The sequence below is a fragment of the Qipengyuania aquimaris genome, from assembly GCF_020171965.1.
Taxonomy (GTDB): domain Bacteria; phylum Pseudomonadota; class Alphaproteobacteria; order Sphingomonadales; family Sphingomonadaceae; genus Qipengyuania; species Qipengyuania aquimaris_A.
The window spans coordinates 499,651-519,248 of the sequence record NZ_JAIUZK010000002.1 but is presented as its reverse complement, the minus strand read 5'-3'; the positions used below and the strand labels follow the sequence as shown (position 1 = coordinate 519,248).

At 64.1% G+C, this 19,598-nt stretch carries 17 protein-coding genes; 14 read left to right on the top strand and 3 right to left on the bottom strand.

Annotation, left to right across the window (positions count from 1 at the left end):
* Positions 1-3: 3 nt before the first annotated feature.
* From LCM24_RS10175 to LCM24_RS10165, 3 genes are all read left to right on the top strand, one after another.
* Positions 4-819, top strand: a complete 816-nt coding sequence (locus LCM24_RS10175) for an SDR family NAD(P)-dependent oxidoreductase (RefSeq protein WP_224804020.1) — start codon at positions 4-6, stop codon at positions 817-819.
* Positions 816-1,724 (top strand): alpha/beta fold hydrolase, encoded by a 909-nt coding sequence (locus LCM24_RS10170; RefSeq protein ID WP_224804017.1) that lies wholly within the window; start codon positions 816-818, stop codon positions 1,722-1,724. Before LCM24_RS10175 ends, LCM24_RS10170 begins: the two co-directional genes overlap by 4 nt.
* Before the next feature lie 65 nt (positions 1,725-1,789).
* A complete protein-coding gene (locus LCM24_RS10165; RefSeq protein ID WP_224804015.1) occupies positions 1,790-2,269 on the top strand; it encodes a hypothetical protein in 480 nt (159 codons plus the stop codon).
* A 3-nt stretch (positions 2,270-2,272) separates the two neighbouring features.
* Here the strand turns inward: LCM24_RS10165 and LCM24_RS10160 are convergent, their stop codons facing one another.
* A complete protein-coding gene (locus LCM24_RS10160; protein ID WP_224804013.1) occupies positions 2,273-3,340 on the bottom strand; it encodes a DUF2332 domain-containing protein in 1,068 nt (355 codons plus the stop codon).
* A 43-nt stretch (positions 3,341-3,383) separates the two neighbouring features.
* On the opposite strand from LCM24_RS10160, the gene hisG reads away from it, so the two are divergent.
* The 9 genes from hisG to LCM24_RS10115 all read left to right on the top strand — a co-directional run bounded on the left by hisG (position 3,384) and on the right by LCM24_RS10115 (position 14,051).
* A complete protein-coding gene (gene hisG / locus LCM24_RS10155) occupies positions 3,384-4,037 on the top strand; it encodes an ATP phosphoribosyltransferase (protein WP_224804011.1) in 654 nt (217 codons plus the stop codon).
* Complete coding sequence (gene hisD / locus LCM24_RS10150; RefSeq protein WP_224804009.1) at positions 4,037-5,326, top strand: histidinol dehydrogenase; 1,290 nt, start codon at positions 4,037-4,039, stop codon at positions 5,324-5,326. The genes hisG and hisD overlap by 1 nt, the downstream gene beginning before the upstream one ends.
* Positions 5,323-5,775, top strand: coding sequence for a transcription antitermination factor NusB (gene nusB / locus LCM24_RS10145; RefSeq protein WP_090482260.1), 453 nt, complete (start codon positions 5,323-5,325; stop codon positions 5,773-5,775). Before hisD ends, nusB begins: the two co-directional genes overlap by 4 nt.
* Complete coding sequence (gene thiL / locus LCM24_RS10140; protein WP_224804936.1) at positions 5,772-6,635, top strand: thiamine-phosphate kinase; 864 nt, start codon at positions 5,772-5,774, stop codon at positions 6,633-6,635. The genes nusB and thiL overlap by 4 nt, the downstream gene beginning before the upstream one ends.
* A gap of 146 nt (positions 6,636-6,781) precedes the next feature.
* Complete coding sequence (locus tag LCM24_RS10135; protein WP_224804007.1) at positions 6,782-8,938, top strand: sodium-translocating pyrophosphatase; 2,157 nt, start codon at positions 6,782-6,784, stop codon at positions 8,936-8,938.
* Between the two features lie 151 nt (positions 8,939-9,089).
* Positions 9,090-10,250, top strand: coding sequence for a GNAT family N-acetyltransferase (locus LCM24_RS10130; protein ID WP_224804005.1), 1,161 nt, complete (start codon positions 9,090-9,092; stop codon positions 10,248-10,250).
* Positions 10,247-11,089: a cupin-like domain-containing protein gene (locus LCM24_RS10125; RefSeq protein WP_224804003.1), complete on the top strand. Its 843-nt coding sequence runs from the start codon at positions 10,247-10,249 to the stop codon at positions 11,087-11,089. Before LCM24_RS10130 ends, LCM24_RS10125 begins: the two co-directional genes overlap by 4 nt.
* Before the next feature lie 31 nt (positions 11,090-11,120).
* Complete coding sequence (locus tag LCM24_RS10120; RefSeq protein WP_224804001.1) at positions 11,121-12,050, top strand: acyl-CoA thioesterase; 930 nt, start codon at positions 11,121-11,123, stop codon at positions 12,048-12,050.
* 201 nt (positions 12,051-12,251) lie between these two features.
* Positions 12,252-14,051: a DEAD/DEAH box helicase gene (locus LCM24_RS10115; RefSeq protein ID WP_224803999.1), complete on the top strand. Its 1,800-nt coding sequence runs from the start codon at positions 12,252-12,254 to the stop codon at positions 14,049-14,051.
* Between the two features lie 25 nt (positions 14,052-14,076).
* Here the strand turns inward: LCM24_RS10115 and LCM24_RS10110 are convergent, their stop codons facing one another.
* A complete protein-coding gene (locus tag LCM24_RS10110) occupies positions 14,077-14,895 on the bottom strand; it encodes a universal stress protein (RefSeq protein WP_224803997.1) in 819 nt (272 codons plus the stop codon).
* Between the two features lie 162 nt (positions 14,896-15,057).
* A complete protein-coding gene (gene uvrC, locus LCM24_RS10105; RefSeq protein WP_224803995.1) occupies positions 15,058-17,025 on the bottom strand; it encodes an excinuclease ABC subunit UvrC in 1,968 nt (655 codons plus the stop codon).
* 77 nt (positions 17,026-17,102) lie between these two features.
* Between uvrC and LCM24_RS10100 the strand changes: the two genes are divergently transcribed.
* Together LCM24_RS10100 and LCM24_RS10095 are read left to right on the top strand one after the other, a co-directional pair.
* Positions 17,103-18,377: an APC family permease gene (locus LCM24_RS10100; protein ID WP_224803993.1), complete on the top strand. Its 1,275-nt coding sequence runs from the start codon at positions 17,103-17,105 to the stop codon at positions 18,375-18,377.
* A gap of 7 nt (positions 18,378-18,384) precedes the next feature.
* Positions 18,385-19,572 carry an NAD(P)/FAD-dependent oxidoreductase gene (locus LCM24_RS10095; protein ID WP_224803991.1) on the top strand — a complete coding sequence of 396 codons (1,188 nt, stop codon included), beginning with the start codon at positions 18,385-18,387 and terminating at the stop codon, positions 19,570-19,572.
* The last annotated feature ends 26 nt before the right edge of the window (positions 19,573-19,598 follow it).

The following is a 19,598-nucleotide window of genomic DNA, read 5'->3' as shown; positions in this document are numbered from 1 at the left end:
ACCATGAGTTTCGAGGGAAAGACCGCCTGGATCACCGGCGCCAGTAGCGGCATCGGCGCAGCGCTCGCACGCGACTGGGCGGCACGCGGCGCCCATGTGATCCTGTCTGGCCGCGACGAGGCTCGCCTTGCCGAAGTGGCCACTGGCCTTAGCACAGATACGCTGATCCTGCCCTTTGACGTTCGCGACGAAGCGGCGATGCAGTCGGCGACTGAAAAAGCGATCGGCTGGAAGGGCAACGTCGATATTTTTGTGGCCAATGCTGGCATTTCGCAGCGCAGCCCGGCGGTCGAAACAGCGATGCAGGTCTATCGCGATATCATCGAAATCGATCTTACCGCGCAAATTGCCGCCTCGCAGGCTCTGCTTCCGCACTTCGCAGAGCGCGGCGACGGTCACCTCCTTTTCATCTCCTCGATCGCGGGCAAGGTCGGCGTGCCCATGCGCACTGCCTATTGCGCGGCGAAACATGGGTTGATCGGATATGCGGATGCTCTGCGCGGCGAATTGTCCCGCAGCGATATCGGCGTCCATGTCGTTTGTCCCGGGTCTGTCGCGACCGATGTCAGCCGCAACGCCCTGACCTCCGATGGCAGCAAGCGCGGGCGCAGCGACAAAGTGATCGACAATGGTATCCGGCCCGAAGAAGCCGCCCGGCGGATCGTCGATGCTGTGGCGGAGGGACAGCGCGAGATCATCGTGGCCGAAGGGATGGAAGAAGCCATGGGCGAAATGCGCCGCACGCCCGACGCGCTGTTCGACCAGGTCGCAGCGATGGTCGCGTCCGGCTACATGGAAAAAATGCAGGCCGAAGAATGATGGATTGGCCGCAGAAGCGCATTGCGCTGGCGAATGGCATCGAACTCGACGTCGTCGATACCGGACCAGCCGATGCCCCGGCCCTCATCTTCCTGCACGGCTTCCCGGAAAACCACCGCACCTGGCGCAACCAGATCGCGCATTTCGAGGATCGCTTCCGCTGCGTGGCGCCCGACCAGCGCGGCTATCGCGGATCTAGCACTCCCGAAAACGTAGAGGACTATACGCCCGACAAGCTGGTCGGCGATGTGTTCCTGCTCGCCGACGCACTCGGGATCGGCGAGTTTACCATTGTCGGTCACGACTGGGGCGGAGCCATTGCGTGGGGCGTCGCCATGGCGGGCGAACAGATGGGCCGCGTCCCGCGCGCGGTCATCGCCAATGCCCCGCATCATGCGGTCTTCCAGAAACTGCTCTACACTTCGCGCGTCCAGCGAGAGGCAAGCCAGTACATGCGCGGCTTCCGCGATCCGTCCAAGGACGAGCTGGTTAAAGAGCACGGCCTGTTCGGCATCCTTGCAGACCAGATCAACTGGGACGCACCCGACAAGATGGAGCCTGAAGAGCGCGCTATCCTGCTGAAAGACTGGCAGGACCGCGATACGGCGTTTGCGATGCTCAACTGGTATCGTGCCAGTCCGATCGACATCCCGCCGCTCGACGCGCCTTACGAACCGCCCGAAGGATGGTCGCCCCCCGAGCTACCCAAGCTTACGATACCGACACTGGTAATCTGGGCGCAGGACGACCTCGCCCTTCCGCCGGAAAACACGGCAGAACTCGGCAAGTATGTCGAGAAGCTGACCCTCGTCGAGGTGCCCGATTGCGGTCACTTCGTACCGTGGGAAGCGCCCGAGGCGGTAAATGCTGCCATGGACGCCTTTTTTGACGGGCAGGCGATCTAGGGTAGTCTGTACAAGCTCGCCATCTCGGTGACGCGCTTTGGGTCGCGCAATGACTGAGGGGTAGTATGATGAGGAAACTGACGGCCTGCGCGCTTGGCGCGGCAACCCTGGCACTTGCCGCCGTATCGAGCGCCAGCGCTCAGCAAGCCCAATTGAGGCAGCGCAGCACGCCCGCACCCAATCCGGCGCTCGATCTGCAGCAAGGTCCGATTCCGGCCGGGCAGGAGCAGATGACCTGCAAGGGAGTGCAGGTCTATGTCACTCTGCGCGGCGTCGCATTCGCCTGTGCCGATTTCCAGGCCGGCACGGTCCTCACGATGGTGCTCGACAATCGCCAGTTCTCCCAGATCGAGAACGCAGCGATGCCCATGTTGATGGAAGCAACCGCGGAAAGTCGCCCTTACATCCTCAACCCGCAGGTCAAGGGCACGCAACTCTATGTGCGGTATCGTGCAGCGAGCGCCCATACACAGGCAATCTGCAATCTGGTCGGGTCGGGCATCAAGAAGGACAAGTGCCGCGAGGTCATCCACGTCTACAAATAGGGCTCAATCGCCCAGCCATTCCACCCATGCACCGTGGGGATGAGCATTCGCCAAGTGCACCGCCTCGCCTCCACCGGGCCAGTAGCGGACGCGCAACTCATGGGCGAAGGTCTCTCGGTTGGTTTCGAGCGAGATGTGGGCGAAAGGCTTGTCTGCGCTCGCCCGCTCGCCCGCGTCCTGCATGGCCTCTTCGATCAGGTCCTGGGTCGCATCGGGCAGGTACTGCCACATGATCGAATGGGCGAGAACGCGAGTAACGCCTTGTTCCTGAGGCTTCGTCAATTCCGACTTCACCCACTGGCCGGCGTCCATCCTGTCTATGTGCGGCGGCTCGTCTTCGGCGAGCATGATTGCCGCATCGATACGCGCCATTCGTCCCGTCGCCTCGGGCCAGACGAAGCTTTTGAGCCGCAAGGCCTCCGCTCTATCCGTCAGGTCGACCGGTGCTATGTCGTTTCCGCGCGCCGACACGAGGGTGAAGCCGGTATTCGGCGGGGAATTGCCGCGCCACTCCGGACTGATGATCATGGGGCTGCCTTGGGGACCTGCATGCACGTCGCCCAATTCATAGCGGTAGCGGCCCATCATCGTGTTGATGCCCGCGCTCGCGCCGATCTCAAGCCATTCGAACTGCGGCGAAGTCTTCCCGTCCGCTAACCAGAGCAAAGCCGCGGCGAAGCTTGCAGAGCGGCCCGCTTCATTGGTTTGCGGCGGCCCGTCGAGCCATGGAAGAAGCCGCGTGTCGTGGGTCTCTACCAGTTCGCGAATGAGGGCGTCGGCATCTGCCTGCGAAGGCATGCGCCCGGCGTAAAGCGCCTCCAGCCGCGGCTCGTCGCCGGTGAGGAGGAGGTTGTGAATGCCTCCGGCAATCCTCAGCGGCATCGCATCGCGCAGGCTCAATCCCTGCCATGCGAAGATCCTGCGCGCGGTCGCCGCCTCGCTATCCTCCAGCGCCAGGAGCGCGCGGACGACCTGCGCCGTCCCGGGGGCGCCCGCCTGTTCGGCATGGGTTGCCTGCCACTCGATAGCTTCGTGGACCGAAACGATATCCATTACGCCGCCAGCGGTCATATGCGTTGCCCTTTCCTGCCTGCGCCCCTATTTGCGCCACGCAATGACTAGTGGACTGACCTTCGCCGTGCCCAAGGGGCGCATCCTCGACGAGGCGCTGCCCGTGATGGCGCGCGCCGGCGTGGTGCCCGAGGATGGCTTTCACGACAAGAGCAACCGCTCGCTTACCTTCGCCACCACACGCGAGGACATGCGGCTGATCCGCGTGCGCGCATTCGATGTGGCTACTTTTGTAGCCCACGGCGCTGCCCAGATGGGCATTGTAGGCTCTGATGTAATAGAAGAGTTCGATTATGCAGAACTCTATGCGCCCGTCGATCTCGATATTGGCCACTGCCACCTCGCCGTTGCAGAACCCAGGGGTGCGAGTGCGACGAACGGCGCCAGCCACCTGCGCGTTGCGACCAAATATCCCAATATTACCCGCCGCCATTTCGAGCGGATGGGTATCCAGGCCGAATGCGTGAAGCTGAACGGTGCGATGGAAATCGCGCCCGAGCTCGGCCTTGCCGGACGGATCGTCGACCTCGTTTCGACAGGCACGACCTTGCGTGAAAACGGCCTCGTGGAATCGAGCCACATCATGGACATCTCCGCGCGATTGATCGTGAACCGCGCCGCGCTCAAGACCGATCCGCGCGTCGCCGAACTGGTCGAGGCCTTCCGCGCCGACAGCGAGCAGAGGAACGCGGCCTGATGCTGTTGCTGCGCACCACCGATGCCGATTTCGAGGCGAAGTTCACCCGCGTCGTGCGCGACCGGCGCGAAAGCGATGCGCAGGTCGGCCGCGACGTCGCGGGTATCCTCAACGAAGTGCGCGAGCGGGGCGACAAGGCGCTGGTGGAATACACCACGCGTTTCGACGGGCATAATCTTTCGGGCGACGACAGCTGGTCGATTTCGAAGGAAGCCTGCGAAGAGGCCTATCACTCTATTGACGCCGAATTGCGGGAGGCCCTCGAAACGGCAGCGGCCCGCATTCGCGCCTATCACGAAGGCCAGCTTCCCGAAGACCGCGACTATACCGATAGCATCGGCATGCGCCTTGGTGCGCGCTGGACGGCCGTCGAGGCGGCGGGTCTGTACGTCCCCGGCGGACGCGCAGCCTATCCCTCCTCGCTGCTGATGAATGCGATCCCCGCCAAGGTTGCAGGTGTAGACCGGCTGGTCGTGACCACGCCCACGCCGAAGGGCGAAGTCAACGAACTCGTCCTCGCCGCAGCTCACGTGGCAGGCGTCGACGAAATCTGGCGCGTCGGCGGGGCGCAGGCGGTCGCCGCACTTGCCTATGGCACCCAGCGGATCGAGCGGGTCGATGTCATCACCGGCCCCGGCAATGCCTGGGTCGCCGAGGCCAAGCGCCAGCTTTACGGCGTGGTCGGCATCGACATGGTTGCCGGACCCAGCGAAATCCTCGTCATAGCCGACGGCAAGAACGACCCGGACTGGATCGCCGCAGACCTGTTGAGCCAGGCGGAACACGATCCGACCAGCCAGTCGATCCTCATTACCGACGATGCGCGCTTTGCCGCCCAGGTCGAAGATGCGGTCGATATTGCCCTCATGAAACTGCCGACGGCAAAGACCGCCAAGCAGAGTTGGGACGATCACGGCCTCATCGTTGTCGTGAACACGCTCGACGACGCGATCCCGCTTGCGGACCGGCTGGCTGCCGAGCACGTGGAAATCGCCGTCGACGATCCCGAACCGCTGTTCGCGAAGCTCCGTCATGCCGGCAGCGTATTCCTTGGCCGCAACACGCCCGAGGCGGTCGGCGACTACATCGCCGGTCCCAACCACGTCCTTCCGACCGGCCGCCGCGCCCGTTTTGCCAGCGGCCTGTCGGTGCTCGACTTCATGAAGCGCACCAGCTTCATTGGCGCCAGCCCCGATGCCCTCGCCGCGATCGGCCCTGCCGCCGTTCGCCTGGCCGAGGCCGAAGGGCTTCCCGCCCACGCTCTCTCCATTTCCAAGAGGCTCACGTGAACACAGCCCCCCGCTCCCAGGCCCGCAGCGCCGCCCGTCTCGGCGCCGTGCAGGCGCTCTACCAGCAGCAGATGGAGGGCACTTCCACCGTCCGCCTGCTCGATGAATTCCACCAGCACCGCCTCGGCAAGGTGATCGAGGACGAGGAATATGCCGACGCCGATGTCGCGTTCTTCGACGATGTCGTGAAAGGCGTCGATGCCCGCCGCGAAGAGATCGACGACCTCCTGACCGCGCGACTTGCCTCGGGCTGGACGCTCGCGCGTCTCGACAAGACCATGCTCCAGATACTTCGCGCCGGGACATACGAACTGCTGGCCCGTGTCGACGTGCCCAAGGCCGCCTCGATCAGCGAATATGTCGATGTCGCCAAGGCCTTCTTCGACGATCGCGAGGCAAAGTTCGTCAACGGCATCCTCGACGCCGTCGCGAAAGAGACCGGACGCTGAACGAAGCGGGCTTCATCGACGCGCTAAGGGCGCTGGCGACATCGCCCGCCGCGCGCGGACTTGAAGACGACGCAGCCGTCATCGAACTCGGGGACGAAACGCTCGTCCTCACGCACGACACCATGATCGAGGGCGTCCACACGCTGGCGGGGCAGGACCCTGCCGACATCGCGTGGAAGCTGGTCGCCGTGAACCTGTCGGACCTTGCCGCCAAGGGCGCCAAACCGGTCGGCGTCCTGATCTCGCATATGCTGGGCGATGACGACCACCGCTTCGTGACCGGCTTGCGCGATGTTCTCGAAACATACGACGTGCAGCTCCTCGGCGGAGATACCGTCCGCGGAGACGGCGAGCGCGTCTGGGGGTGCACCGCAATCGGGCGGGCAACGCATCGCCCCGTCCCTTCACGCAGCGGCGCAAGGCCCGGGGATGCGGTCTACCTGTCCGGCCGGATCGGCTATGCCATGCTTGGCCTCGAAGCCTTGCGCGACGACACCGACCAGGACGATAGCGCCTATCGCCGCCCCGTGCCGCAGCTTGCGCTCGGTCAGGTACTCGCGCCTCACGCGTCGGCGATGATGGACGTATCGGACGGCCTCCTCCTCGATGCTTCGCGCATTGCGCGCGCCAGCGGAGTGACACTCTCCCTCGACAGTGGCCCGCTCTCGAACCTCGCGCCGCAAGGCCGCCTCGACGATGCCATCCGCTGGGGCGACGATTACGTTCTCCTGTGCACCGGACCGGCCGGTCTAGACGACCAGTTCGAGGTCACACGTATCGGCGAAGTGAGACCGCAAGGGGATCACGCAGTCGTGCTCGATAACCAGCCGCCACAGGGCGATCTCGGCTACACGCACTGATATTGCGGGATAGCGGGGCACAACCCGCTGTTTGCCGCCATTTCGGGCCTTGTCACGCAAGACATGGCCCTTATACCTCTCGCCCACGTGCTCCGACATCTCCCAAGGTCGAGAAGCATAAACAAAAAACGGGAGGGGAAATTTTCGTGGACTTAGTTCTCTTAGCAATTGTGCTGGGACTGCTGGCCGTCGTGTACGGCTTCGTCACCAGCCGCCAGGTGCTCAATTCGGGCGCCGGCAATGAAAAAATGCAGGAAATCGCAGGGGCCATCCAGGAAGGTGCACAAGCCTACCTGAAGCGCCAGTATACCACCATCGGCATGGTCGGCGTCGTCGTCGCCGTGCTGGTCGCCGTGTTCCTCGGCCTCTGGCCGGCAGTCGGCTTCGTGATCGGCGCCGTCCTGTCGGGCGTTGCGGGTTTCATCGGGATGAACATCTCGGTGCGCTCGAACGTGCGTACGGCCGCTGCCGCGCAGAGCGGGCTGCAGCAGGGCCTGACCCTTGCATTCCGCGCAGGCGCCATCACCGGCATGCTCGTGGCAGGCCTCGCCCTGCTCTCGATCGCGGTGTTCTTCTGGTACCTCGTCGGTCCCGGCGGCTTTGCTGCCGATAGCGACGAAGTGGTCTATGGCCTCGTCGGCCTTGCCTTCGGTGCATCGCTGATCTCGATCTTCGCGCGTCTGGGCGGCGGTATCTTCACCAAGGCCGCAGACGTCGGCGCCGACCTCGTCGGCAAGGTTGAGGCGGGCATCCCCGAAGACGACCCGCGCAACCCGGCCGTGATCGCCGACAACGTGGGCGACAATGTGGGCGACTGCGCCGGCATGGCTGCCGACCTGTTCGAAACTTATGTTGTCACCGTGGGTGTCACCATGGTCCTTACCGCCCTGCTCTTCAGCGAAGTGCTGGGCGATCTCCTGATGCCCATGATGGCGCTCCCGCTGCTGATCGGCGGCGCGTGTATCGTCACCAGCATCATCGGCACCTATTTCGTGAAGCTGTCCAAGGGCGGCACGAACGTGATGGGCGCGATGTACAAGGGCTTCATCGTCTCGGCTGTGCTCGCCATTCCGCTGATCTATGTCGTCATCAGCTATGCGCTGGGCGGCATGGGAACGGAAATCGGCGGTGCTGTCGCTGGCATCGACCCGGGTGCTCCGCTGGCCGAAGAAGGCACTGCGCAGCAGGTAGTCGGCTTTACCGCGATGGACCTGTTCTGGTGCTCGCTCATCGGCCTTGCCATCACCGGCCTCATCATCTGGATCACCGAGTATTATACCGGCACGAACTATCGTCCGGTCCGCTCGATCGCCAAGAGCTCGGAAACGGGCCACGGCACCAACGTGATCCAGGGTCTTGCAATCAGCCTTGAATCGACCGCGCTTCCGACGATCGTCATCGTTGCGGGCATCATCGCCACCTTCCAGCTCGCAGGCCTCATGGGTATCGCCTATGCAGCCACCGCAATGCTGGCGCTGGCGGGTATGGTCGTGGCGCTCGACGCATACGGTCCGGTGACGGACAATGCGGGCGGCATCGCCGAAATGGCAGGTCTGGATGACAGCGTTCGTGAAAAGACCGACATGCTCGATGCCGTGGGCAACACGACCAAGGCCGTGACCAAGGGCTATGCGATCGGTTCGGCGGGCCTCGGCGCGCTGGTGCTGTTCGCCGCCTACACGACCGACCTGGCGAAGCTGTTCCCGGATGCTGACGTCGATTTCAGCCTCGAGAACCCCTATGTCATCGTCGGCCTGCTGCTCGGCGCACTGCTCCCGTACCTCTTCGGTGCGATGGGCATGACCGCCGTGGGCCGCGCTGCCGGTGACGTGGTCGTCGACGTTCGCGAGCAGTTCGCCAACGACAAGGGCATTATGGCGGGCACCAGCAAGCCCAACTATGCCCGCACGGTGGACCTCGTGACCAAGGCTGCGATCAAGGAAATGATCCTGCCTTCGATGCTCCCGCTGCTGGCACCGATCGTGGTCTACTTCGCGATCCTGTTCCTTGCAGGCCAGGAGAACGCCTTTGCCGCCGTCGGCGCCCTGCTCCTTGGTGTGATCATTGGCGGTATCTTCGTGGCGCTTTCCATGACCGCCGGCGGCGGCGCATGGGACAACGCCAAGAAGTACATCGAAGACGGCAACCACGGCGGCAAGGGTTCGGAAGCCCACAAGGCAGCCGTGACCGGCGACACCGTGGGCGATCCCTACAAGGACACCGCGGGCCCGGCCGTGAACCCGATGATCAAAATCACCAACATCGTCGCACTGCTGCTTCTCGCAGCGCTTGCGGCTGGCTGATCTTCGGTCTCATCGACGCACTTCGGGGCGGCGGCATCTTCGGGTGTCGCCGCCCCTTTCCTTTGCCGAACAGGGTGGTTTTAATCGCCCTGCGACGGCGCTAGGTTTGTCCGCAGGGTCGGAACTTCGCGCGGCGACGGGACCGGGGAAAATGCAGGAACTACGCAAGGAACCGGACATCGCGGTCGCGGCCCCGCGCCCGTGCTTGCTTGCAGACGGCTTTCATTGCGTCCCGTGGCAAGAAGCGAATGCCGCCCTGCCAGAGGACGCCTGGCATTCATTGGCGGTTTCCGCAGCCTCGCCCAATCCATTCTTCGAACGATGGTTTCTCCTGCCGTCGCTCGAAGCGTTCGATCCGGACGGGGACATTGCGCTGGCCCTGCTCATAGATGACGGGCAGCTTTGCGGCCTGATGCCTGTGCAGCGATCGAGCGCTTACCACGGGCGCCGGATCCCGCATCTCGCCGCATGGATGCACCCCAACATGTTCTGCGGAGTGCCGCTGGTCATTGCCGGCTACGAGGCCAGGTTCTGGACAGCATGTCTCGACCATTTCGACACGGAGGCGGGAGGCTCGCTCTTCTTCCACCTGTGCCAGGTCTCGCCGGACGATCCTGTCATACGAAGCCTTCGACAGGTGTGCGATCGCGCGAAAAGGCCCATGCGCACAGCCTACGCCGCCGAGCGTGCGCTGCTGGAGAGCAGCCAGTCGCCTGAACGCTACCTGGCACATTCGATGACGACCAAGGCGCGCAAGGAATTGCGCAGGCAACGAAACCGTTTGTCGGAGAGCGGTTCGCTCCAAGTCGAAAGGCACCGTTCCGCCGAAGGAATCGACGACTGGGTCGACGCATTCCTCTCCCTGGAAGAGCGCGGCTGGAAGGGCGAAGCCGGATCCGCCATCGCCGCCGACCCGCGCACGAGAGAAGTCTTCGGGAAAGCGCTGGCCAGTGCAGCCGCTCTCGGGCGGCTTGAGCGCCTGACGCTCACCTGCGACGGCGCGCCGATCGCCATGCTGGCGACTTTCCTTACCCCGCCGGGATCCTACGCATTCAAGACGACCTTCGATGAAGATTTTGCGCGCTATTCGCCCGGCCTCCAGCTCCAGGTCGAGAATCTCACCCTGCTTGAAGACGAGAACATCCGCTGGTGCGACAGTTGCGCGGTGCCGGGTCATTCCATGATCGAACGTATCTGGTCCGAGCGCAGGAAGATCGCTTATTATACTATCCCCGTAGGCCACGGGTGGCGAAGGGCGCTCGGCGCTGTAATGGCGTGGATCGAGGAAAAGCGGCAGGAGGCCAGGCAATGACCGTTTTCGGACAGGAAAGCAGGGACCTGTTTGCGCGTTCCTATCCAGAGGTGCCGCACAAGCTCGGCCACTACCTCGCAGACGAGCCGCGCCTGACGCTGGATGCGCTGGCAGGGCTCGCTTCGCAGCTTCCGGTCGAGAGCGTGGAATACAACCGCGGCGACCTTCCGATCGGCGTCGACGGCAAGCCGGCGCCGAACGGGCTGACTATCGAAGACACGATCCGGCGTATCGCGGAGAGTGACAGCTGGGCGGTGCTCAAGAATATCGAGCAGGTCCCTGCCTATCACGACCTTCTGGTCGATCTGCTTGAGGAACTTCGCCCCGTCATCGAGAGCAGGACGGGCCCGATGCTGACCCCGCAAGGCTATGTCTTCATATCCAGCCCGAATGCGGTAACCCCCTATCACTTCGATCCCGAGCACAACATCCTGCTGCAGCTGACCGGTACCAAGGTCATGACCCAGTTTCCCGCAGGCGATCCTGCGTTCGCTCCGGATACTGTGCATGAGAGCTATCACCTCGGCGGCCCACGCGAATTGCCGTGGGACGATACGCTAGCGAAGGGCGGCACCCCGTTCGAACTAGGCCCGCAGGAAGCGGTCTATGTCCCCGTGATGGCACCGCATTTCGTGCGCAACGGCCCTGCCAGCTCGATATCGCTCTCCATTACCTGGCGTAGCGAATGGAGCTATGCCGAAGCTGCCGCGCGCTGTTTCAACGGATCGCTGCGCCAGCGCGGCTTCGCTCCGAAAGCGCCCGGCAGGTGGCCCCACAGCAATCGCGGTAAATCCTTTGCATGGCGGGTAATGCGGCAACTGGGAGCCGGGGGCGCTTGACGCTGCGCACACTCCCAAGCAAAGCCGCTGCGTGACCGATACCAAGACCCCAGAAGACCTCGTTGCCGGACTGATCCGGCTGTTGACCGTTACCGACAAGGGCGATGGGCATTTCGCCGGACGCCAGCAGCCCGGCGGCATCGGGCGGGTTTTCGGCGGACAGGTCGTGGCGCAGGCCCTTCAGGCGGCACAGGCCAGCGCGCCGGAAGGAATGGAAGCCCACTCGCTCCACGCCTATTTCCTGCGCGGCGGCCGGGAAGGCATCGACATCGATTATTCGGTCGCAGCCGATTTCGACGGCCGGTCCTTTGCCAATCGCCGCGTCGTCGCGCGCCAGCAGGTCGGCGACGATGAGCCGAGCGCGATCTTGAACCTCACGGCGAGTTTCCAGCGGCCTGAAGAGGGGCTGGAGCACGCCAACAGCGTCATGCCCGACGTCGCCCCGCCGGAAGACCTGCTGCCCGACAGCGAATTGAGGAAGCGCTTCCTCGATGCGATGGAAAACGTCTCCGACGTGCAGCGTGCGCTCATGCTGCGCCCGCGCCCGATCGAGATGCGCACGTCCGACAAGCTGCACTGGATGAATGCGGAACCCAAGCCACCTGCCGCGCACAGCTGGTTCCGCACCGTGGCCCCCTTGCCCGCGATCGAGGACAACCCGGCCCTTCACCGCGCCGTGATCGCCTATGCCAGCGACTTCACGCTGCTCGGCACCAGCGCCCTGCCCCATGGCCTGTCCTGGGCGCGCGGCGAATTGAAAGGCGCCAGCCTCGACCATGCGATCTGGTTCCATCGTCCGGCCCGCGCCGACGAATGGCTGCTCTATGCAACCGACAGCCCGTGGTCCGGCGGCGGTCGTGGATTTAACCGTGGGCGGATATTCAATCGCGACGGAGAGCTCGTGGCCAGCGTCGCGCAGGAAGGCGTCATCAGGCGTGCGAAGGGCAAGGACAAGGCTTGATTTCGCCTCTCATTTCGCAGGTGCAAAATAAAGCAAGCCAAACGGGTCGAATCCCGCTATAGGGCCGCCTGAACGCGCCGACGGCTTTTCGATTTCCGCCGCGCTCTCCCTCTCGCGCACGTGCCTTTACGGACCGCGAGCAGCCGGATTCCTGTTTCCCCGCGCGTCGCAAGTGACGACGCGCCAATGCCCGTGAGCCCTATGTCTTTCGAAACCCTCCCGCCGATGATCGGCGAAGCGCTGACCGAGCGCGGCTATACCGACCTCACCCCAGTCCAGTCCGCAACGATCGCAGACGACGCCAAGGGACGCGACCTGATCGTGTCAGCCCAGACCGGCTCCGGCAAGACGGTCGCTTTCGGTCTGGCGCTGGCCGACGCCCTGCTCGAAGAAACCGCCAACCTGCCGCTGGTGGAAAAGCCGCTTGCCCTCGTGGTCGCGCCGACCCGCGAACTCGCCCTGCAGGTGAGCCGCGAGCTTGGCTGGCTCTATGCGAAGGCCGGACTGCGCATCGCGACCTGCGTCGGCGGCATGGACGCCAGCAAGGAACGCCGCGCCCTGCGTGCAGGCCCCGCCATCGTCGTCGGCACCCCCGGACGCCTGCGTGACCACCTCGAACGCGGCGCGCTCGACCTTTCGGGCCTGATCGGCGTGGTGCTCGACGAAGCGGACGAGATGCTCGACATGGGTTTCCGCGACGATCTGGAGGAAATCCTCGACGCATCGCCCGAAACGCGCCGGACCCTGTTGTTCTCGGCCACCATGCCGCGCCCGATCGTGCGACTGGCGGAGCGGTACCAGCAGGACGCCCTGCGTCTCTCGCTGCGCGGCGAAGACCGCGGACATGGCGACATCAGCTACCAGGCGATCACCGTCTCGCCCGCCGAAATTGAAAACGCAGTCGTCAACCTGCTGCGTTTCCACGAAGCGGAAACGGCGATCCTGTTCTGCGCCACGCGCGACAATGTCCGCCGCTTCCACGCGACACTGCAGGAACGCGGCTTCGCCGCCGTTGCGCTTTCGGGCGAGCATTCCCAGTCGGAACGCAACCAGGCCCTCCAGGCACTGCGCGACAAGCGCGTGCGTGTCTGCGTTGCCACGGACGTTGCTGCGCGCGGCATCGATTTGCCGACGCTGAGCCTCGTCATCCACGTCGAAATCCCGCGCGATGCGGAAACCCTGCAGCACCGTTCGGGCCGCACCGGCCGTGCGGGCAAGAAGGGTACGGCGGCCATAATCGTGCCCTACAACCGTCGTCGCCGTGTCGAAGGAATGCTGCGCGGCGCACAGATCGCTGCGGAATGGATGGACGCACCCTCGCCCGAACAGATCCGCAAGAAGGATCGCACGCGCCTGATGGAGCGCCTAACCGAGCCGCGCGAGTTCAGCGACGAGGATCGCGAAATGGCGGCCGACCTGCTTTCGCGCATGCCGCCCGAAGACATCGCCGCAGCCCTGGTGAACACCCACCGCGCGCGCCTTCCCGAACCCGAGGAACTGGTCGCCAACACGCCCGAAGCACGCGAGAAGGCCAAGGCCGACCGTCATCGTCCCGGTTTCGAGGACGTGGTCTGGTTCAGGATCGGCGTTGGGCGTCGCCAGAACGCCGAGCCGCGCTGGATCCTGCCGCTGCTCTGCCGCCGTGGTCACATCACGCGCAACGAGATCGGTGCCATCCGCGTCGGCCAGTTCGAAACGTGGTTCCAGATCCCCAGCAACGTGGCCGGAAAGTTCGCCGATGCGGTCGCTCGCACGGCGGGTTCGGAAGACGAGCAGGACGCAATCCTGATCGAAGAAGCGCCCGACGGTCCTCGCATTGAAGCCCGCCAGAACCGTCGCGATCGTGGCGGTCCCGGTGGCCCCGGTGGTCCACGCGTGCGTCCGAAGCCTTTCGGCAAGGGCCCCGGAGGAAAGAAGCCGGGCAAACCCTTCAAGAAGGGTCCGGGGGCCGGCAAGAAGTTCGCGGGCAAGCGCAAGCCGGGCAAGCCCTCGCAGGGCTGACCCGGCGTGCGTGGTCCACTCCGCCTCAGTGTTTGAGGAGGAGAGGCACCTTTACATCCGTGAGCATGGCGCGGGTCACGCCCCCGAACAGCCGTTCGGCCAAGCGCAGGCGGCCATAGCAGCCCATCACGATCAGGCCCGCATCACGGGTGTCGGCCGCAGACTGGATCGCGTGGGCGACCCCCTTGTCGTCTGCCGCGACCTGCACGATTTCGCAGCCGATCCCGTGGCGGGATAGGTAATCGGCCCCGCGAATGGCGGGCAGGTCGAAGTCCTTGTCGGCTTTCTTCCCTTCACCGACCGTGACAAGATAGACCGCCTTCATCTTCGCCAGCAGGGGCACCGCTGCGCGCAAGGCGTGGGAGGATTCCGACGATCCATCCCAGGCTACGACGGCGGTCTTGTCGAAATCGAGCCGCTTGCACTCGTCAGGCAGGACCAGCACCGGGCAGTCCGCGCCCAGCGCCACTTCACCGGCCGTGAATGATGGCGACTTGCCGCCGCTGCGCGGTTCCTTTTCCCCGATCACGATGAGGTCGGCCAGCGTCGAGTGGCGGATGAGCGAGAGCGACACCGGCCCCGCGCAATCGATCCAGTCCCAAGCCACCCCTTCGTTGGCGAGGTCCTTCTCCGTGTCGGCCTTCAGCTTCGCCGCCTCCTCGCGCCAGATCGGCACCATGGCCGCGAACGCCGCGCCATAGGGATCGATCGTGCCTGCGGCTTCGTAAGGAACGGCGTTCAGCACCGAGAGGTGGCCATCGAAAGCCCGCGCGAGGTCTAGCGCCAGGTCGAGGCGCTGCGGATGGCCCTTGTCGGCGAATGCGTTGAACAGGATGGATTTCATGGCGGATCTCCCACTTGGCGTTGGTCCGGCAGCCGAGGCTATTCTTCCGGATTCGATGCAGTCAGGATAGCGCTCTGGCGATGCCGTTCATTGATCTGGCTCAAATTTGAGCCGTCGCCCCAAAAGATGCAGGACAGCGTGGCTGCCGTCCAATCGGACGCCTCAACCGCCTGCGTGGTAGAAGTCGTAGATCTGCTGCGCGACGCCTTCGCTGATGCCAGGAGCGCGCATGAGGTCCTCCAGCGCAGCGGCCCTTACTTTCCCGGCGGTGCCGAAATGGAGCAAGAGCGCGCGTTTCCGCGCAGGGCCGATGCCCGGAATCTCGTCCAGCGGCGATGCGGTGATCGCGCGACTGCGCTTGGCGCGGTGGGCGCCGATGGCATAGCGGTGCACTTCGTCGCGCAGGTTCTGGAGATGGAACAGCACCTGTGAATTGACCGGCAGCGTCTTCTCGCGCCCGTCGGGGAAGTGGAACACCTCGCGCCCTTCGCGGCCATGATGCGGCCCCTTGGCGATACCGATCACCGGCACGTCGTCGGCAATGCCCAGGTCTTCCAGGACGGCCATCACGCTCGACACCTGGCCCTTGCCACCATCGATCAGCAGCAGGTCGGGCCAGATCGCCTCGTGCCCCTTGCCCGTCTGCGAAGCCTCGTCGTCACGCTCCGTCTCGGCCAGCTTACGGAAGCGGCGCTGCATGACTTCGCGCATCATGCCGAAATCGTCATTGGACTTGGCGGTCTTGATGTTGAACTTGCGATACTGGCCCTTTTCGAAGCCTTCCGGCCCGGCGACGACCATCGCACCCAGCGCCTTGTCGCCCTGGATATGGCTGTTGTCGTAGATCTCTATACGCTGCGGCACTTCTTCCAGTTCGAGAAATTCCGCCAGTTCGCGCAGGATCCGGGCCTTGGTGCCGCTTTCCGCCAGCCGCCGTTCGAGCGCCTCGGTAGCGTTGCGCTGGGCCTGCTGCATGAGCTTGCGCCGGTCGCCGCGTTGCGGGATCGAGATGGCGACGGCATGGCCGGCCTTCTCCGCCAGAGCTTCGGCGATAAGCTCCTGCTCGGCCAGTTCGCGATCGGTCAGGATGGTCTTGGGCGGCGGGACTTCCTCGTAGAACTGGAGCAGCACGTCGGCCAGAACCTGTGCCTCCTCCAGATCGCCCGTATTGCGCGGGAAGAACGCGCGATGGCCCCAGTTTTGCCCTCCGCGAATGAAGAAGGCCTGCACGCCGATCTGCCCGCCCTTCTTCGCCAGCGCGAAGACATCGGCATCGCCCACCCCGCTGGCATTGATCGCCTGCGAGCCCTGGATGAAAGTCGCCGCGCGCAGCCGGTCGCGCAGGATCGCCGCGGTCTCGAAGTCGAGATCTTCGGCGGCCTTGGCCATCTGCTTTTCGATATTCGCCTGCACGGCGGAGGATTTGCCGGACAGGAAATCCTTCGCCTCGTCCACGAGGCTGGCATAGCCTTGCTCGTCGATGCGGCCGACGCATGGCGCGCTGCATCGCTTGATCTGGTAGAGCAGGCAGGGCCGGTCGCGATTGTTGAAGAAGCTGTCGGTGCAGCTCCTCAACAGGAACAGTTTCTGCAGCGCATTCAGCGTCTTGTTGACCGAACCTGCGCTGGCGAAGGGCCCGTAGTAATTGCCCTTTGCCCGCCGCGCCCCGCGATGTTTCTGGATGCGCGGGAAGGCATGATCGGCCCGCAGGAGGATGAACGGAAAGCTCTTGTCGTCGCGCAGCAGCACGTTGAACGGCGGGCGGTAGCGCTTGATCAATTGCGCTTCGAGCAGCAGCGCCTCTGCTTCCGAATTGGTGACCACGATCTCCATCGCGCGGCACTGGCTGATCATGCGCACTATGCGGTTCGAAAGGCCGTTGATCTGGGTGTAGTTGGCAACGCGCGCCTTCAGGCTACGGGCCTTGCCGACGTAGAGCACGTCGCCGCGCGTATCGAGCATCCGGTAGACGCCCGGCCGGGGCTTCAGTGTCTTCACCGTCTCGCGAATGGCGGTGATCCCCGCTTCCAGGTCCGGCTGTGCACTGGCCACGGTCTTGGTGGCACGTTCCTCGTGGAAACGCTCCTTGCCTCTGGGATCGTTGGGGGAACCGGCCTTGCTACGCGACATGAGGAGGGAGATAGGCGGTGGACGCGCCATACTCAATCGCTTGCGCACAAAGGCCATAGAGGGCACGGATTGTCGGCATGGACGGGAACAAGATAGCGCCGCCGCGCACAGTCGGCTTCTGGGGCACTTCGCTGTTCCAGATCAACGGAATGATCGGGTCGGGAATATTCGCCCTGCCCGCCGTACTGGTAGCGGCCGTCGGCAGCTTCGCACCGTGGTTGATGGTGATCGGCGGGATCATGTTCCTGCCGCTGGCACTGACCTTCGCATGGCTTGCCGCACGCTTCGACGGGAGCGGTGGGCCGGTGCTCTACGGGAAGGCCGCATTCGGCAGCTTTGCAGGCTTCCAGGCCGGGTGGGGTCGCTATGCATCGGGCGCGGTTGCGATGGCCGCGAATACCCATGTCATGATCGCCTATTTCGCGGCTGTATTCCCGTGGCTGGAGAATAGCACTGCAGCGACGGCCACAGTGGTAATTACGATCCTCGCGCTGACGGGCGTGACACTGCTGAGCATGCGCAGTTCGGTCAATACGCTGGGATTGCTGACGGCGCTGAAGCTGACGCCGCTGGTCCTTATCATCGGCGTGGCGATCTTCGGCGCCTTCACGCACAAAACTGTGGTCCTGCCCGAGTTTAGCCAGGTCGAATCCGTCGTCCTGCTGCTGTTCTACGCCTTCATCGGGTTTGAGGGCGTGACCGTCCCGGCAGGGGAGGTGCGCGACCCTAAGAAGGATATCCCGCGCGTACTGGTCACGGTCCTGGCCGGTGTCACCATCCTCTATGCTCTGGTCATCTGGGCCTATCTCACCATCGGTCCCGAAGAAGGCGCCAATGAAAACGCGCTCGCAGCGGCGGCGGAAGTGGCGCTGGGCCAATGGGGAGCGCTCGTCATCGTCGTGGGCGCAGGTTTCTCGATCGCCGCAAACAGCCTCGGCGGACTGATCGTCGTGCCGCGCATGGCATACGGCATGGCTGAACAAGGAATGTTGCCCCAGTGGTTCGAGCGTGTCAGCCCGCGTTTCCTGACGCCTGCGAACTCGATCCTGTTCTACGGTGTCGCGTCGGCCCTGTTCGCCGTGTGGGGCGGCTTCCTCGCGCTCGCAGCGGCCAGCACGCTATCCCGCCTGCTGACCTATGTGATTACGGCAGCAGCCTTGCCGATGATCGAGCATCGCGAGGGCCGGATAAACCCGCTTCATTTAGTGGTTGCCGTGCTCGCTTTCGCCGCTTCGGTCTGGATAGCCAGCCATGCGGACCAGCAGGCGTGGACGATGTTTGGCGTACTCGTCGTCGTCGGCACGGTCCTCTATTTCGTGGCGGCGCGCCAGAAGCCGACAGAGCAAGCCTGAGGCCAACATGCCGGACAGCTACGATGCCATCATCCTCGGTGCGGGGGCCGCAGGTCTCATGTGCGCCGCGCGCGCAGGCCAGCGGGGCAAGCGCGTGCTGGTGCTCGAAAAGGCGGACAGGCCGGGCAAGAAAATCCTGATCTCCGGCGGGGGCCGTTGTAACTTCACCAATATCGGCGCTGGTCCGGCAAATTACCTCTCCGCCAATCCGCATTTCGCCAAGAGCGCGCTGGCCCGTTACACGGCGCGCGATTTCCTCGAACTGGTCGAACGCCACGACATCGCATGGCACGAAAAGACGCTTGGCCAGCTGTTCTGCGACGGCTCGGCAAAGCAGATCGTCGCCATGCTGCTGGCAGAGTGCGAAAAAGCCTCTGAATTCGGCGGCGAAGTGACAGTTCGCTGCCATGAGGACGTGCAGACGGTCGATCAGGAGAATGGCTTCAGGGTCGTCACGAACAGCGGGGCTTATCATGGCGCCTCGCTGGTCCTCGCGACCGGCGGACCATCGATACCCAAGATGGGCGCGAGCGGCTTTGCCTATGACCTCGCCCGCAAGTTCGGCCTGAAGATCGTCGAGCCCCGCCCTGCCCTCGTCCCGCTGACGCTAGGCGGCGAAGAGGTGCTTTTCCGAGAAATCTCGGGCGTCTCCGCCCCGGTCGTGGCACGCGCCGGCAACGCGAGTTTTCCGGAAGCTGCTCTCTTCACGCATCGCGGCCTGTCAGGCCCCGCGATCCTGCAAGCTTCATCTTATTGGAAACCCGGCGATCCGGTTCTGATCGACTTCCTGCCCGGGCGCGACGCCGACTGGCTGCTCGAACGCAAGCGCGAAACGCCACAGGCCACGGTCCGCAGCGTCCTGCGCGATGAACTGCCGGATCGGCTGGCGGACATTCTCTCGGAAAAGCTGGGGGTGCAAAGCGATCTCGGCAATGCATCCGACAAGGCGCTGCGCACTGCGAATGAACGGCTCAAGCGCTGGGAATTCCGCCCCAATGGCACGGAAGGTTTCGCCAAGGCCGAAGTGACCGTCGGGGGTATATCGACCAATGAATTGTCGTCGAAAACGATGGCGGCGAAGAACGTCCCCGGACTTTACGCAATCGGTGAAGCGGTCGACGTAACCGGTTGGCTCGGCGGGTATAATTTCCAGTGGGCCTGGGCGAGCGGCGTTGCCGCCGGGGAAGCGCTGTAACGCGCGATTTGACGCGCTGCACAATG

Bases quoted from the DNA above. Each gene is read 5' to 3' on its own strand.
- LCM24_RS10175 (WP_224804020.1), top strand. From the start codon at position 4: ATGAGTTTCGAGGGAAAGACCGCCTGGATCACCGGCGCCAGTAGCGGC.
- LCM24_RS10170 (WP_224804017.1), top strand. From the start codon at position 816: ATGATGGATTGGCCGCAGAAGCGCATTGCGCTGGCGAATGGCATCGAA.
- LCM24_RS10165 (WP_224804015.1), top strand. From the start codon at position 1,790: ATGATGAGGAAACTGACGGCCTGCGCGCTTGGCGCGGCAACCCTGGCA.
- LCM24_RS10160 (WP_224804013.1), bottom strand. From the start codon at position 3,340: ATGACCGCTGGCGGCGTAATGGATATCGTTTCGGTCCACGAAGCTATC.
- hisG (WP_224804011.1), top strand. From the start codon at position 3,384: ATGACTAGTGGACTGACCTTCGCCGTGCCCAAGGGGCGCATCCTCGAC.
- hisD (WP_224804009.1), top strand. From the start codon at position 4,037: ATGCTGTTGCTGCGCACCACCGATGCCGATTTCGAGGCGAAGTTCACC.
- LCM24_RS10130 (WP_224804005.1), top strand. From the start codon at position 9,090: ATGCAGGAACTACGCAAGGAACCGGACATCGCGGTCGCGGCCCCGCGC.
- LCM24_RS10125 (WP_224804003.1), top strand. From the start codon at position 10,247: ATGACCGTTTTCGGACAGGAAAGCAGGGACCTGTTTGCGCGTTCCTAT.
- LCM24_RS10115 (WP_224803999.1), top strand. From the start codon at position 12,252: ATGTCTTTCGAAACCCTCCCGCCGATGATCGGCGAAGCGCTGACCGAG.
- LCM24_RS10110 (WP_224803997.1), bottom strand. From the start codon at position 14,895: ATGAAATCCATCCTGTTCAACGCATTCGCCGACAAGGGCCATCCGCAG.
- uvrC (WP_224803995.1), bottom strand. From the start codon at position 17,025: ATGTCGCGTAGCAAGGCCGGTTCCCCCAACGATCCCAGAGGCAAGGAG.
- LCM24_RS10100 (WP_224803993.1), top strand. From the start codon at position 17,103: ATGGACGGGAACAAGATAGCGCCGCCGCGCACAGTCGGCTTCTGGGGC.
- LCM24_RS10095 (WP_224803991.1), top strand. From the start codon at position 18,385: ATGCCGGACAGCTACGATGCCATCATCCTCGGTGCGGGGGCCGCAGGT.